11 protein-coding genes are annotated in these 14,443 nt (G+C 65.4%); 6 read left to right on the top strand and 5 right to left on the bottom strand.

Features of this window, described 5'->3' with window-relative positions; translation table 11 throughout:
* Positions 1–5: 5 nt before the first annotated feature.
* From ACVWW6_RS36755 to ACVWW6_RS36740, 4 genes are all read left to right on the top strand, one after another.
* Positions 6–914, top strand: coding sequence for an amino acid ABC transporter substrate-binding protein (locus ACVWW6_RS36755; protein WP_011085880.1), 909 nt, complete (start codon positions 6–8; stop codon positions 912–914).
* Positions 915–984: 70 nt separating this feature from the next.
* Positions 985–1,779: an amino acid ABC transporter permease gene (locus ACVWW6_RS36750; protein WP_456682469.1), complete on the top strand. Its 795-nt coding sequence runs from the start codon at positions 985–987 to the stop codon at positions 1,777–1,779.
* Complete coding sequence (locus ACVWW6_RS36745; RefSeq protein ID WP_456682468.1) at positions 1,776–2,471, top strand: amino acid ABC transporter permease; 696 nt, start codon at positions 1,776–1,778, stop codon at positions 2,469–2,471. Before ACVWW6_RS36750 ends, ACVWW6_RS36745 begins: the two co-directional genes overlap by 4 nt.
* A gap of 20 nt (positions 2,472–2,491) precedes the next feature.
* Positions 2,492–3,262 (top strand): amino acid ABC transporter ATP-binding protein, encoded by a 771-nt coding sequence (locus ACVWW6_RS36740; protein WP_271555852.1) that lies wholly within the window; start codon positions 2,492–2,494, stop codon positions 3,260–3,262.
* A 325-nt stretch (positions 3,263–3,587) separates the two neighbouring features.
* Here ACVWW6_RS36740 and ACVWW6_RS36735 read toward each other — a convergent pair whose 3' ends face one another.
* Genes ACVWW6_RS36735 through ACVWW6_RS36725 form a run of 3 tightly spaced genes read right to left on the bottom strand, consistent with a single transcriptional unit; the run spans position 3,588 to position 7,042 of the window.
* Complete coding sequence (locus tag ACVWW6_RS36735) at positions 3,588–4,172, bottom strand: DUF1254 domain-containing protein (RefSeq protein ID WP_011085884.1); 585 nt, start codon at positions 4,170–4,172, stop codon at positions 3,588–3,590.
* Positions 4,169–4,747 (bottom strand): DUF1214 domain-containing protein, encoded by a 579-nt coding sequence (locus ACVWW6_RS36730; RefSeq protein WP_011085885.1) that lies wholly within the window; start codon positions 4,745–4,747, stop codon positions 4,169–4,171. Before ACVWW6_RS36730 ends, ACVWW6_RS36735 begins: the two co-directional genes overlap by 4 nt.
* A 9-nt stretch (positions 4,748–4,756) precedes the next feature.
* A complete protein-coding gene (locus ACVWW6_RS36725; protein ID WP_011085886.1) occupies positions 4,757–7,042 on the bottom strand; it encodes a transglycosylase domain-containing protein in 2,286 nt (761 codons plus the stop codon).
* 294 nt (positions 7,043–7,336) lie between these two features.
* On the opposite strand from ACVWW6_RS36725, the gene ACVWW6_RS36720 reads away from it, so the two are divergent.
* Positions 7,337–7,852, top strand: coding sequence for a YcgN family cysteine cluster protein (locus tag ACVWW6_RS36720; protein WP_011085887.1), 516 nt, complete (start codon positions 7,337–7,339; stop codon positions 7,850–7,852).
* Positions 7,853–8,003: 151 nt separating this feature from the next.
* Positions 8,004–9,590, top strand: coding sequence for an MDR family MFS transporter (locus ACVWW6_RS36715; RefSeq protein WP_161535753.1), 1,587 nt, complete (start codon positions 8,004–8,006; stop codon positions 9,588–9,590).
* A 3-nt stretch (positions 9,591–9,593) separates the two neighbouring features.
* On the opposite strand, the gene ACVWW6_RS36710 is transcribed toward ACVWW6_RS36715, so the two are convergent.
* Together ACVWW6_RS36710 and ACVWW6_RS36705 are read right to left on the bottom strand one after the other, a co-directional pair.
* Positions 9,594–11,237 (bottom strand): alpha/beta hydrolase, encoded by a 1,644-nt coding sequence (locus tag ACVWW6_RS36710; protein ID WP_456683222.1) that lies wholly within the window; start codon positions 11,235–11,237, stop codon positions 9,594–9,596.
* Positions 11,238–11,316: 79 nt separating this feature from the next.
* Positions 11,317–14,355, bottom strand: coding sequence for a GAF domain-containing protein (locus ACVWW6_RS36705; RefSeq protein ID WP_456682467.1), 3,039 nt, complete (start codon positions 14,353–14,355; stop codon positions 11,317–11,319).
* Between the last annotated feature and the right edge of the window lie 88 nt (positions 14,356–14,443).

The following is a 14,443-nucleotide window of genomic DNA, read 5'->3' as shown; positions in this document are numbered from 1 at the left end:
GGGAGATGCACATGACGAGTTTTGCGCGTGTATGGGGCGGCCTAATCGGCCTTGCGGCCGTCGGCACCCTCGCTGGGCCGTCGATCGCGGCCGACAGTCCCACGCTCGCCAAGATCAAGTCGAGCGGTGCCATCACCATCGGTCACCGCGAGGCCTCCATTCCGTTCTCGTATCTCGGTCCCGATCAAAAGCCGATCGGCTTTTCGCTGGACCTCTGCGCCGGCATCGTCGAGCGCATCAAGGCGGAGCTCAGCCTGCCCAATCTCGCCGTCAACTATACGCCGGTGAACTCGTCCAACCGGATTCCGCTCATCCAAAGCGGCACCGTTGACATCGAGTGTGGCGGCACGGCGAACGACAGGAAGCGGCAGGAGCAGGTCTCGTTCTCCGTCGCCACCTTCGTCAGCCAGCCGCGCTGGCTGGTCAAGGCGGATAGCGGCCTGAAGACGGCCGGCGATCTCAAGGGCAAGACGATCGTCGTGACCCAGGGTTCCAATGCCGTCGGCTTCGCGCAAGGCGTGAATGCAAAGGAGCAGCTCGGATTCAACATCGTCCAGGCGAAAGACCATGCGGAATCCTTCCTGATGCTCAACACCGGCCGCGCGGCCGCCTTCATGGAGGACGATATCCTGCTCGCCGGCCTCAAGGCCGCGGCTCCGAAGCCGGACGCGCTGATATTTCTCCCCGAGGGTTACGCGAAGATCTATTATGGTCTGATGTTCACGAAGGGCGATGCCGGCTTCAAGGCGCTCGTCGACGACGTCCTGTCGAAGCAGATGGCGTCGGGGCAGTTCGAAAAGACCTACGCGAAGTGGTTCACGCGGGGGATTCCGCCAAAGGGCGAGAATCTTGCCTTTCCGCTGACCGACGAACTGAAGGAACGGATCGCGCATCCCAGCGATGCCGTCGATTAGTCGGAGCACCATATCGCGGAATCTTTCCGCACGCTGATCCTCTCTTGTATCCGGAGCTTCGAGGTTCGCCATGTTCGCGGTGCTCTTTGAACAGACGGCGGATGGCCAGCGCTACATCGACTGGCTTCTGTCGGGCCTCGGCTGGACCCTGGCCCTGGCGTTCTTCGGCTGGTGGATTGCCTTTGCGATCGGGATCGTCATCGGGATCGGCCGCACCGTGCAGAACCGGGCCATCGCTGCGCTTGCGCGCCTGTATGTGGAGATTTTCCGCAACATCCCCGTCCTGGCGCAGATGTTTCTCTGGTACTTCGTCCTGCCTGAGATTCTTCCCGTCACGCTCGGAAACGCCATCAAGCAGATTCCGCCGCCCTGGGGATCATTCGTCCCCGCACTTCTGTGCCTCGGCCTCTACACCGCGGCCCGGATCGCCGAGCAGGTTCGGGCCGGGATCGAGGCCCTGCCGAAGGGGCAGACCGAGGCGGCAAGCGCGCTCGGACTCACGGGCTATCTGACCTACCGCCATATCATCGTGCCGCAGGCGCTGCGTTTGATCGTGCCAAGCCTCACCAGCGAGGTGATGGGCATCTACAAGAACACCTCGGTCGCACTGACGATCGGGTTGATGGAGCTCACGGCTCAGGCGCGCCAGATCAGCGAGGCGACGTTCCAGACCTTCACGGCTTTCGGCGCCGCGACCCTGATCTATCTCGCGCTGGCGCTGATCGCCTATCAGGGGATGGCGCTGATCGACAGGGCCGTGCGCATTCCGGGCACAGGGCGTGCGGAGGATGCGATCGAGCCGAGCCTGGCCGACGACGTCGGGCAGGCCGGCTCGTTGCCCTCAGGGATGGAGGTCGTGAAATGAACAGCCTCGATTTCTCGATTGTTCTGCAGGCGTGGCCCTATCTCTGGTCCGGATTGCTGTTTTCGCTGGCGCTGACCGCGGTGGCCTTCGTGGTCGGCATGACCCTGGGCACCTGCCTTGCGCTGTTGCAGCACTTCGAGGTGCCGGTGATCGGGAAGGTCGTGCGCGGCTACATCGCCCTGATCCGCTCGATCCCCCTGATCCTCGTCCTGTTCTGGTTCTTCTTCCTGGTGCCGATCGTGCTCGGCCATCTCAGCGGAAACGGTCGCCCGATTCCGATCGGCGCGACCTGGACTGCCTTCATCACCTTCGGCCTGTTCGAGGCGGCCTATTATTCGGAAATCATCCGCGTCGGATTGCGCGCCGTGAACCGCGGACAGTTCGAGGCGTGCCAGGCGCTCGCACTGTCCACCTTCGAGACCTATCGCAGCGTGATCCTGCCGCAGGTGCTCCGCGTGGCGAGCCCGATCATCCTGAGCCAGACCATCATCCTGTTCCAGGATACCTCGCTGGTCTACGTGCTCTCGCTCACCGACCTGCTCGGCGCGGCCTCGAAGCTCGCGCAGCTCAACGGTCGTCTCGTCGAGATGTATCTCGTGGTCGTCGTGGTCTACCTCGCCATCAGTTCGGCGGCATCGCAAGGCGTCGCGCTGCTGCGCAAGCGCTATGCCATCGCCGGAGTGCGCCGATGAGAAACCTTAGGGAGAAGAAGATGGCTCGGGAGATTGCCGCGAACGAGACGGGCCGACCCGCGGCCATCGTCACCGTGGAAAACGTGGTGAAGCGGTTCGGCGGCTTCACGGCCCTGAGTGACGTCAATCTCAGCGTGAGGGCAGGCGAGAAGATCGTGCTTTGCGGACCTTCGGGCTCGGGCAAGTCGACGCTGATCCGTTGCATCAACCACATCGAGAAGCATGACGGCGGCCGCATCGTCGTCGACGGCATCGAGCTGTCGGACCGGATGAGCGACATCAACGACGTCCGCCGCGAGGTCGGCATGGTGTTCCAGAGCTTTAACCTGTTTCCGCATCTCTCGGTCGTCGAGAACTGCATGCTGGCCCCGATCAAGGTGCGCGGTCTGTCGCGCGCGGCGGCGCATGAGCGTGCGATCGGCGTCTTGCGCAAGGTACGCATCCACGACCAGGCGAGCAAATATCCGGGACAGCTCTCCGGCGGCCAGCAGCAGCGCGTTGCCATTGCCCGCGCCCTCTGCATGCAGCCGAAGATCATGCTGTTCGACGAGCCAACCTCCGCACTCGATCCGGAGATGGTCAAGGAGGTGCTCGACACCATGGTGGAGCTCGCGCGCGACGGAATGACCATGGTGTGCGTCACGCACGAGATGGGCTTTGCCCGCGAAGTCGCCGACAGGGTGGTCTTCATGGATCGCGGCGCCATCGTCGAGGAGGCGGATCCCGAAACCTTCTTCCGCGCGCCGAGGACGGAGCGGGCGAGGGCGTTCCTCGGCCAGATCATTCATTGATCGGGAGCGGCGTCAGGTTTCAGGAAGATGGCGGCACGCGACTGCGAATTCGTATGCTTGCGGGAGCCTGGCATCCAAATCCAACTCTAGGCTCCGACATGAAAACACCCGCGGCGGATTGCTCCGCGCGGGTGTTACGAACTTTCGATCTTGCCATTCTGCCAGTGTTTTGCCCGACAAGTCAAAGGCGGCAAAATGGTCGCGTGGCTGAGGTCGCGCGGCTGCTGATGGGTCGCTTAAATTAGCTAACAGTTTCAATGCCCCCGCTACTGTGCATGGGGTTGTTTTTTTAGTTTTTGTTTTGAGCGTGCCTTAGCAATCGTGCTCAGCGCCGTCCGCGCGGCGTCTCGGCCTTGGCCGGCACCTCGGTCTGCGGCGCGCAGGTCGCGGCCGCAAGCGTCGCTTGCGCCTGCGGCATCAGGCCGGGCTCGGCGGCCAGGGCCTTCATCACGATCAGGCCGGTGGTAGCAGGGGAATCGATGATCAGGCGGTCGGCCGCGGTGATCTCCTCGTCCTCGGGCAGCTCGTTGTGCTGCGCTTCGGTCATCAGGTCGAGCTCGATCACCTTCTTGCCCGCCGAGCGGTCGTTGATGGCGTAATAGGCGATCTCGTTGCGGGTGTAGAACGACACCGAGGTGTAGGCCTGGCTGACGGGGACGGTGAGCTTGATCGGCCCGCCCGACAGGTCATAGCGGCAGATCGCCAGCGCAAAGGCCGGGTCCATGAACGGCATCGGCGAGGTGTTGGGATCAGCGAGGGGAAGTTGGGTGACGCCGTTGAGCTTCGTCATCGGCGTCAGCCGCGAATAGGCGTCCTGCGTCGCGATGCGCGGCAGCGCCAGCACGCTGACGAGATGGACGACGAGGCCGAGCACCACGCCGGCGACGATGGTGAAGGCGAGCCGGATCATGAGCAGCCCACCGTCGAGATCGTCGGCATCGGCGCATCGCGCTGGGTGCGCGTCGCAACGCCGACTGGGGTGTCGTAGAGGCGCAGCATCAGGGCGTAGCGCTCGATGCCGCCGGTCGGCAGCCAGTTGCCGGAGCGCGAGCGCGAGGCGATGCGGATCTCGAATGTGCCGTCGGACTGCCGCACGATCTCCTGGCTGGTGAAGCCGTAGCGCTGCAGCGAATTGGCGACGAGATGCCCCTTGCGGTCGTACAGCGTCAGCGTCCAGAACCGCGCCGGCGGCGTCACGCCGGAGACGATCACATCACAGCGGCCGTCGAGCGCCTTCTTCTTGTCGTCGGCGGTGGCGGTGAAGGCGACCCCGTCGCCGGTGCCGATCGGCAGCTCGCCGTTGCGCACGATGGTGGCGCGCGAATAGGGGTCGACGTCGGCGGTGCCGGTGCGCGGGCGCGCGGTCCAGGGGCCGATGGTCAGCGCGCCGATCTCGGTGCCGCGCGTCGTCGTCATCCAGGTCGCGCCGACGCCCACCACGGTCGCGAGCAGGAGGGCAGTCAATGTGGTCAGGATCAGCCGCACGGGTTTCGATCAGTTCTTACGCGGGGCGGATGCGTTCGCATTCTCTTCCGCATAGTTCTGCGGGAAGGCGAGCGCGCTTGTCGATGAGGCCGGCCTGGCGGGCTTGCCGTCGCTCGCGGCCGACTTGTTCGCGGTCTTGGCCGCTTCATCCAGCAGCTTCTCGACGCGCACCAGGATGTCGGCGCCGCGCTTGGTCAGCACGGGCGGCGGACCGGGCTTGGTCTCCAGCACCTTCGGCGCGGCATTGGCTTGCGCGGCCATCGGCTGCGGCGGCAGCTTCTGGCCCATGCCGATGCCGGGGATTTCCCGGACCTCGACGCCCTGATGCGCCGCGACCATGATGTCGTGCCAGGTCTGCGCCGGCAGCGAGCCGCCGGTCATGCGGTTGGTCGGCGAATAGTCGTCGTTGCCGTACCAGACCGCGCAGGTGAAATTGCCGGTGTAGCCGACGAACCAGGCATCGCGATACGCATTGGTCGTGCCGGTCTTGCCCGCGGTCGGAATGCCGTCGAGCGCGGCGCGGCGCGCCGTGCCTTCGCTGACGACGTGGCTCATCATCCCGGCCATGTCGGCGGCGATGTTCGGCGGAATGGCCTGCTTCGGCTTCGGGCCGTCGCGGTCCCAGCGCCAGACGAGATCACCGGCGCCGGTGCGCACCTCCAGCACCGAATGCGGCGTCACCGACTTGCCGCGATTGGGGAAGGTCGCATAGGCAACCGCGTGCTCGAGCACGGTGACTTCGTCCGAGCCGATCGGCAGCGACGGCGTGTCGGGCAGCGGTGCCTTGAGGCCGAAGCGGCGGGCGACCTCGACGATCTTGGCGCGGCCGATCTTGGCCGGGTTCGGCGCCTTCGGCTGCTCCTTCTGCCCGATCGCGATCGAGAGCTTGACCGGCACCACGTTGATCGAGCGCGTGATCGCCTGCGTCAGCGTCACCGCGCCGGAATAGGAATGGCCATAGTTCTGCGGACACCAATTGCCGATGCAGACCGGGCCGTCGACCACGATCGAGTTCGGCGTGAAGCCGTTCAGAAGCGCGGTGGTGTAGACGTAGGGCTTGAACGAGGAGCCGGGCTGGCGATAGGCGTCGGTGGCGCGGTTGAACTGGCTGGCGCCGTAGTCGCGGCCGCCGACCATGGCGCGGATGCCGCCGTCGAGATCGGAGACGACGGTCGCGGCCTGGGTCGCGTGATAGTCGCGGCCGAACTGGCGCAGCTGGTTCTCGATGGCGTCTTCCGCGGCCTTCTGCACGTTGGCGTCGATGGCGAGGCGGACCACGAAGACGCGCTCGGTGTAGGACTTCGGGAAGGTGTCGACCAGCTTGCGCATCTCGTCGAAGGCGTAGTCGAGATAGTAGTTCGGCGAAGCCTCGTCGCGGCGGTCGACCGCGAAGGCGGGGTTGCGGCGGGCGCCGAACACCTGGCCCTCGGTCATGAAGCCGGCATCGACGAGGTTGTCGAGCACGACGTTGGCGCGGGCGCGCGCGGCAGGCAGGTTGATGTGGGGGGCGTATTTGGTCGGCGCCTTGAACAGGCCGGCGAGCATCGCAGCCTCCGCCAGCGTCACGTCGCGCGCGGATTTGTTGAAGTAGAAATGCGCCGCGCCGTCGACGCCGAACGTGCCGCCGCCCATATAGGCGCGGTCGAGATAGAGCTTGAGGATCTCGTTCTTGGTCAGGCGCCATTCCAGCCAGACCGCGAGGAAGGCTTCGTTGACCTTGCGCTCGATGGTGCGCTCGTTGCTCAGGAACAGGTTCTTGGCGAGCTGCTGGGTGATCGAGGAGCCGCCCTGGCGGACGCCGCCGGCCTGGGCGTTGGTGACGAGCGCGCGCGCGGTGCCGGCGATGTCGATGCCGAAATGCTCATAGAAGCGGCGGTCCTCGGTCGCCAGCGTCGCCTTGATCAGCACGTCAGGAAAATCTTCCAGCGGGATCGAGTCGTTGTGCTTGATGCCGCGGCTGCCGATCGGGTTGCCGTAGCGGTCGAGGAAGGTCACCGCGAGGTCGGATTTCTTCAGCCAGTCCTCGTCCGCGGTCTCGCGGAAGGCGGGGATGGCGAGCGTGAGCATCACGACGAGGCCGCCGAGCCCGAGGGTCGCGGCTTCCGACAGCGGCTCGATGAACACCCAGCGCTTCCACCGCCCGACATAGAAGCGGTCCATGAAGGTCGAGTAGCGCTCGTAGAGTTCGCGGATGCCCTTGGCCGAGGAGAACAGCGAGGAGTCGATGCGCGCATCGAGATCCAGGAAGAAATTCCGGACCTTCTGCTTCCAATGCGGTGGTATGATCTGGCGCACCTAGAACCCTTGAGGCTCGGTTCGAAACCGTTCAAGCACCCGGCCGGGGCGGCATCGAGACGTCTTGAGGGAATGTTGCGGCAAACCCAAGGCGCCCGGTTCGCGTCCTTTGGGGACTTGCTGTTCCTTCTAGCCGAGCAGGGCCTATAAACCAATGGTCAGGCTCGCGATTTTGAACAACAGGCCTAATTGACCCCGGGTCATTACGGGCCTCCCGGGGGCGTTGCTTGCAGCATCGCAGGCACACGGCCTAGATGGGTTAACCGTAGCTCTTTCGAACTCTTGTTGAGGCGCATGACCGCAGCTCCCAAACGACCTTCAGGCCAGGAAGGATTCTTCTGGAAAACCAAGACGTTGGAAGAGATGTCGGGGGCCGAATGGGAGAGCCTGTGCGACGGCTGCGGCCGCTGCTGCCTGAACAAGCTCGAGGATGAGGACACCGGCGACATCTATTTCACCCATGTCGGCTGCAAGCTGCTCGATGCCGGGACTTGCGGCTGCAAGGACTACCCGAATCGTTCCGACAAGGTTCCGGACTGCGTCCGCCTGACCCCGGCCAATGTCCGCACCCTGAACTGGCTGCCGCCGAGCTGCGGCTACAAGCTCGTCGCCGAGGGGCGCGACCTCTATTGGTGGCATCCGCTGGTATCCGGTGATCCCAACACCGTGCATGAGGCCGGCGTCTCCGTGCGCGGCCGGGTCGAGGGCAGCGAGGAGGAGATCCCGGACGCGGATCTCGAGGACCACATCGTGCAATGGCCGGCCCTGCTGCCGAAACGGGCACGCCTGAAGCGACGTCCGAAGGACTGATCTGCCGCACGGATCACGTGTTCGGGATGACCCGGCGGCGGGATGCACCCATGCGCCGCGGTGCCTGCCTGGGAAGAACTTTGCTGTCTACATTGGACTGCATAGAACGAATCCTTCGCGGCGTTGCGCCGCCTCACGGCTTCCGATCGAGATGAACAAGTTCGACCGGCAGAGCAGTTCTGCCGACATCCAGGCGTTGCCCGACGACATTGCCGAAGAGCTGTCCCGCCTTCCGAGCGAGGTCATCAGCGTCGATGACGCGCCGTCCATCGCGCCGCCGGTGCCGCTGACCTCCGACGAGGTCCGCACCATCGTGATCAGCCTGATGCTGACGATGTTCCTGGCAGCCCTCGACCAGACCATCGTGGCGACCGCGCTGCCGACGATCGGACGCCAGTTCAACGACGTCTCCAATCTGTCCTGGGTCATCACGGCCTATCTGCTCGCCTCGACCGCGGTCGCACCGGTGTTCGGCACGCTGAGCGACATCTACGGCCGCCGCGTCATGATCATCATCTCGCTCAGCCTGTTCGTCGCCGGCTCGGTGCTGTGCGCGATCGCGCCGAACATGCCGATGCTGATCCTGGCGCGCGGTCTCCAGGGACTGGGTGGCGGCGGCATCATGCCTGTCGTGCAGACGGTGATCTCCGACGTCGTGAGCCCGCGCGAGCGCGGCCAGTACCAGGCCTATTTCTCCAGCGTCTGGATGGTGGGCGGCATCCTCGGCCCGGTCATCGGAGGCGTGTTCGCCGAGCATCTGCACTGGTCGATGATCTTCTGGATCAATCTGCCGCTCGCCGCCGCGGCGATCGCGATGCTGCTGCCGAAGATGAAGAAGATTCCGGTGTTCCACCGCAAGCGCAAGGTCGACTGGCTCGGCGGCGTTCTGCTGATGGCCTCCGCGGTCGTCTTCATGCTGGTGCTGACCTGGGGCGGCACGCGCTATCCGTGGCTCTCGCCGACCGTGCTTGCGATGGTGGGCGGCGCTGTCGCGCTCGCGGTCACCTTCGTCTGGCACGCGCGCCGCGCCGACGAGCCGTTCCTGCCGCTGAAGCTGCTGACGGGATCGGTGGCGCCGTTCGCGCTGACGGCCGGCGGCTGCGGGCTCGGCGCGATCACGGGCCTCACCGTGCAGCTCCCGCTCTATTACGAGTCGGTCTACCATCTCAGCGCCAGCGAGGCGGGGCTTGCGCTGATTCCGCTCGCGGCGGTCTCGACCTGCGGCGCGGCGATCGCCGGCCGCACCATGGCGCGCGCCAAGCACTACAAGCGCGTCGCCATTGTCGGCACGTCCTGGGCCGCGATTTGCGCGCTGGGCCTGACGCTCACCACCTTGCCGCTCTGGGGCCTGCTGACGCTGATGGCCGCGTTCGCGCTCGGGCTCGGCACGACCTTCCCGGTCTGCGTGGTCTCGCTGCAGAATTCGGTCGCGCGTCCGCAGGTCGGCACCATCACCGGCGCGATGAACTTCTTCCGCTCGCTGATGTCCTCGTTCACGGTCGCGGCCTTCGCCGCTATCCTGCTGATCGCGCTCGGCACCGACATTCCGCTCGCGGGCGAGCATCACGCGGCCGGCGGCATCCCCGCGATCCCCGCCGACGACATGCGGCACGCGTTCCGCTACGTCTTCGGCGCCGCGACCGCGCTGATGACCACCGCCTCGCTCTGCCTGATCATGATGGAGGAGCGGCCGCTGGCCGGCCCGACCGTCACGCAGCAGGTGGAGATGGCGGAGTAGCGATTAGCCGCCGCGATCGGGATCATCGTCGGCATTGCCTGCGCCGGTCTTCCGCGCTTTCGCAGCAAGCTGCTCCCTGAGCTGCGCCAGCGCGTCGGTAGACCAATCACGGACATCGGTGACCGCCACCCAGGCATCGACGTAGTGCTCGGGCGCGTAGACATGGCCGAAGCCCATCGGCGTATTGGTCGCGACCGCCATGTCGAGCGCGAGCTGCAGCATCGTCACGATCGGATACCATCGCAGCTCGGGCGACACGTCGGGTCCGCGCGGTGCGCTCATCCAGGCTGGAGCCTGATAGGCATCGCGGTAGGCGAAGAAGGTGATCGCGTCGCTGGCATATTGCAGATAGACGACGCGCATCGGACCCCAGGGCGCATCTGCTGGCACCGTAGGTCCGTTCTGGTTCATGAAGCGGACGAAGCGGCTGTCGCGGAACTCAGGTAGCCAGGCCGGCGTACCCGGATTGCGGTTCGTGGTGACCGAGCGCCAGATGCGGCTCTCGAACGGCGCCCCGCTCCACAGCGCGCCGGCAATGGGATCGCCGATCGTCTCGAACAGCTCCGCGGATTTTTCCGAGTTCATGGCGCCGAGGCTGAGCCCGTGCAGATACACTCTTGGCCGCTTGTCCTTCGGCAAGCTCGTCCAGTAGCCGTAGATCTCCGCGAACAGGGCGCGCGCCGCCTCCGCGCCGTACTCGGGCTGAAACATCAATGACAGCGGGCTGTTGAGATAGGAATATTGCATCGCGACGCTCGCGACGTCGCCATGGTGGAGATATTCGACCGTGTCCATCGCGGACGGATCGATCCAGCCGGTGCCGGTCGGTGTAATGACGATCAGAATCTTTCGCTCGAAGCCGTGTTGGCGCTTGAGCTCCTCGAGCGCAAGCTTGGCGCGCGCCTGCGCCGTGTCGCGGCTAGCGAGGCCCACATAGACGCGCACGGGGTCATGCGCGGGCCCTCCCGTAACGGCGCTGATCTCCGCTGCGGTCGGACCCGAGGCAATGAATCTGCGCCCCATGCGCCCGAGCTCCGTCCACTTCACCAGCGACGCAGAACTTCCTGTTTGATCCGGGGCGGCCGGTTGCGGCCGCTCGGGCTCTTGCAAGGCGTCGAGCTCGCGGAAGGAGGAGTCGAGCGCGTTGAACGCCGTGCGGATCAGGACATTGCTGGCGATCGACCAGAACAGCAGGCCTGCGACCAGCACGCCGAGGACGTTGGCGACCTTCCGCGGAATCACGAGCCTCGCGCGCGTAGCGAGGAAGCGGACGACAACCGCGAACAGCCGCCCCAGCACCAGCAGCACTGCGAACGTTATCAGGGCGATGACGCAGACCTTGAGCGGATGGGCGGTCTCCACCGGCGCCATCTTCATCACAGTGCGGATCGAGTTCTGCCATTCGGCGGCGCGCCACAGGAAGATGATGACGATGAGCAGGCAGATTGCTGCGGCCAGCGCATTCGCGATCGATCGCGCCCGCGCCGAAGGCTCGGGCAGTTCGAGATAATGCCACAGCCGGCGCCACAGGATTCCGGCGAAATAGCCGATCGCAAAGCAGCCACCGGCGAGGGCACCTTGCGTGAGATAGCTGCGCGGGATCAGTGTCGGCGTCAGCGCGGCCGCGAAGAACAGCGCGCCCAGCATGAGGCCGATACCTGATAGCGAGAGGAGTTGTCGCCGAATGAACCACGCGAGACTCTTCAAGACATCCTCCGGGGTGATGCTATTCCTTGTTGTTCTCCGCAAAGCTGCTCTTGCGCGGCAGCAGGATCGTGAATTCCGTGAACTTGCCGGGCTCTGTCGTGACGTCGATCGTGCCGCCGTGCTGCTTCACGATGATGTCGTGGCTCATCGACAGCCCGAGACCGGTACCTTCGCCGGCCGGCTTGGTCGTGAAGAACGGATTGAACATCTTCTCCTTCACCTCGTCCGCGATGCCGGTGCCGTTGTCGCGGATGCGGATCTCGATGCTATCGCCGCGATCGCGCGTCGTGGCGATCACCACCGGCTCGTAACTGGCGGCGCCGCTGCCCATCTGGCGCTTGGTCACCGCATAGAAGCCGTTCGAGATCAGGTTCAAAAGCACCCGGGAAATCTCCTGCGGAAACACCTCTGCCGAACCTGCCGCCGGGTCGAGCTCGCTCTTCAGCGTCACGTCGAAGAGCGGCTTCTCGGCACGCGCGCCGTGATAGGCGAGGTTGAGGCTCTCCTCGACCAGCGCGTTGATGTCGCTCAGCCGATGCTCGCCGCCGCCCTCGCGCGAATGCAGCAGCATGTTCTTGACGATGGAATCGGCGCGCCTTCCGTGCTGCACGATCTTCTGCAGGTTGCCCTTGAGCATTCCGGACAGTTCGTCGACCTCCTCGCGGGTCGTGTCGGTGAGCTTTGTGTCCGCAAGCGACCGGTTCAGCTCGTCCATCAGCTCCGCGGAAACCGCCGCGAAATTGTTGACGAAGTTCAGCGGGTTCTTGATCTCGTGCGCGATGCCGGCCGTGAGCTGGCCGAGCGAAGCAAGCTTCTCGGTCTGCACCAGGCGATCCTGCGCGGCGCGCAGGTCGTCGAGCGATTTTGCAAGCTCCCGGGTGCGGGCCTGCACTTGCTCGAACAGCCGTACGTTGCCGATCGCGATCACGGCCTGGTCGGCAAAGGTCTGCAGCAGAGCGACCTGCTTGTCGGTGAACGGATGCACCTCGTTGCGGCGGAGCACGATCGCGCCGATGCTCTCGTTCTCCTGCAACAGAGGCACGCTCAGAATGCTGCGGTGGCCCATGCGCAGCGCGTGTGCGCGTCCTTCCGGGAACTCATCGCTCTCGCTGAGATCGGCGACATGCACGGGGAGCCGGTCGACGAAGGCACGGCCCGCGGTCCAGTTGCGATTGATCGGCCATTTCTCGAGGTTGATCGGAATCGGCCCATGGTGGGCGCTGAAGCGCAAGCTGTCGCCGTCCTTCAGCGCTACGGCGGCGTCATAGGCATCGCAGAGCTCGCAGGCGCTCTCGACGATCGCTTTCAGAGCCGGTCCGACATCGGTCGGCGAGGACGCGATCACCTTCAGGATGTTGGCGCTGCCGGTCTGGTGTCTCAGCGCCTCGGTCAATTCCTCGGTGCTCCCGCGCAATTCGCGGAGCAACCGGGTATTCTCGATGGCGATCACGGCCTGCGCGGCGAACTGCTGGAGCAGCCTGATCTGCTTGTCGGTGAATCGGCGCTGCTCCTGCCTGAAGATCATCACATTGCCGACGACGCGGTCGTCCTTGATCAGAGGCACGGTCAGCAGGCAGCGCGCGCCGCCGAGATCGACCAATGCCCGGCGATTGGCGTCGCCGCTTCGATAGGCCGCCGTATCGTCGAGATTGTCGATCTCGACATACGGCTCGCCCAGCAGCAGGCGAGCCGGCGCCGTGCCCGGGCCGTATTCGAGCGGCTGCATGCGCCGGTATTCGTCGTAGGCGGGCGGCAAGCCGTAGGTCGCAGCGCTGTGGAACGACTTGCCGTCAAAAGTGTTGAGCACGCCGAAATTGGCGCCGCAAAGCTGCATCGCCTTGGCGAGCATCGCATCGAAGACCGGAACGAGGTCACCGCCCGAGCTGGAGATGACGCTCAGGACTTCGGCCGTCGCTGTCTGTTGCTCGAGCGCTTCGGTGAGCTCATTCGTGCGCTGCTGCACCTCGTTGAACAGCCGCGCGTTATCGATCGCGATCACGGCCTGGTCGGCGAAGGTCTGGAGCAGCCTGACATGGTGCTCGCCGAACGCGCCGGTCTCCCGGCGCGTGGCGATGATGACGCCGATCGCCTCGCCCTCGCTCATCAGGGGTGCGAACAGCATGCTGCGGTAGCCGCGGGCGCGCGCGATGTCGCGTGCGGCCGGCTCGAGCTCGGTGTCGGGCAATTGCGCCGCCGCACCATTGGCCACAAGCGGGTAGGGCGGAAACCGTGCGAACGGCACCGGGAACGAGGATTGGAGCACGCGATCGCCGACCGGATCGGTCGGCGTGAACGCCGCAAGGTGCGCGGCGCCGTCGAGATAGCGCAGCACCGCCGTGGAGAAGCCGCCGATCAGCCGGTTGGCGTTGGCGGCGATGGCGTCGAACACCGGCTGCACGTCCGAGGGCGAGCCGGCCATCACCTTCAAGATGTCGGCGGTCGCGGTCTGGCGCTCCAGCGTTTCCTTCGTCTCGTTGAACAGCCGCGCATTCTCGATCGCGATCACGGCCTGGTCGGCGAAGGTCTGGAGTAGCTGTACGAGATCGGGCGCGAACGCGCCGGGCTCGGCGCGTGTGACACTGATCATGCCGACCGCCGCGCCCCGGTTCATCAGCGGCATGAAGAGCACGCTGCGGAAGCCGCGCAGCCGCGCCAGATTGCGGTTCAGCTCCGGGACGTGCTCGGCCTCGCTGTCGGGAAACTGGATCGTCTCGCCGCCGCGAACGAGGGCAAAGGTCGGAAAATCCTCGATCCGGCGCGGGAACGATGCCTTCAGCCCTTCGTCCGCGTCCGGGCTGGTCGGTGTGAACGCCACGAGGTGCAGCTCGTCGCCGATGAACTGAAGCACGGTGGCGGAGAAGCCGCCGAGCAGGCGCTTCGAGCTGGACGCGATCGCAGCGAACACCGGCCGCGCGTCGGACGGGGAGGCCGCGATGGTGCGCAGGATCTCGGCGCTGGCGCTTTGCCGATCGCGCAGCCGCGCATTCTCGGCCGCGGCCGACTGCAGTTGCCGTTTGAGCTCGTCGATCCCGGCGACATCGTTAGAAGGCGTGGTCATTCGCAATCCGGCCTGGTGCCGCGACGGGCGCCGCACCCGGCCGGATTATCACATCTCCTGCGGCCGGAGCCAGCGCCCGCGGCCCTGC

The sequence above is a fragment of the Bradyrhizobium sp. USDA 3311 genome (assembly GCF_054062495.1).
This window is presented reverse-complemented; position numbering and strand designations above follow the sequence as displayed.

Excerpts from the sequence above, each read along its gene's own strand:
- ACVWW6_RS36755 (WP_011085880.1), top strand. The coding sequence starts at position 6 with ATGCACATGACGAGTTTTGCGCGTGTATGGGGCGGCCTAATCGGCCTT.
- ACVWW6_RS36750 (WP_456682469.1), top strand. The coding sequence starts at position 985 with ATGTTCGCGGTGCTCTTTGAACAGACGGCGGATGGCCAGCGCTACATC.
- ACVWW6_RS36745 (WP_456682468.1), top strand. The coding sequence starts at position 1,776 with ATGAACAGCCTCGATTTCTCGATTGTTCTGCAGGCGTGGCCCTATCTC.
- ACVWW6_RS36740 (WP_271555852.1), top strand. The coding sequence starts at position 2,492 with ATGGCTCGGGAGATTGCCGCGAACGAGACGGGCCGACCCGCGGCCATC.
- ACVWW6_RS36735 (WP_011085884.1), bottom strand. The coding sequence starts at position 4,172 with ATGATCCGGCTCGCCTTCACCATCGTCGCCGGCGTGGTGCTCGGCCTC.
- ACVWW6_RS36720 (WP_011085887.1), top strand. The coding sequence starts at position 7,337 with ATGACCGCAGCTCCCAAACGACCTTCAGGCCAGGAAGGATTCTTCTGG.
- ACVWW6_RS36715 (WP_161535753.1), top strand. The coding sequence starts at position 8,004 with ATGAACAAGTTCGACCGGCAGAGCAGTTCTGCCGACATCCAGGCGTTG.
- ACVWW6_RS36710 (WP_456683222.1), bottom strand. The coding sequence starts at position 11,237 with ATGCTGGGCGCGCTGTTCTTCGCGGCCGCGCTGACGCCGACACTGATC.
- ACVWW6_RS36705 (WP_456682467.1), bottom strand. The coding sequence starts at position 14,355 with ATGACCACGCCTTCTAACGATGTCGCCGGGATCGACGAGCTCAAACGG.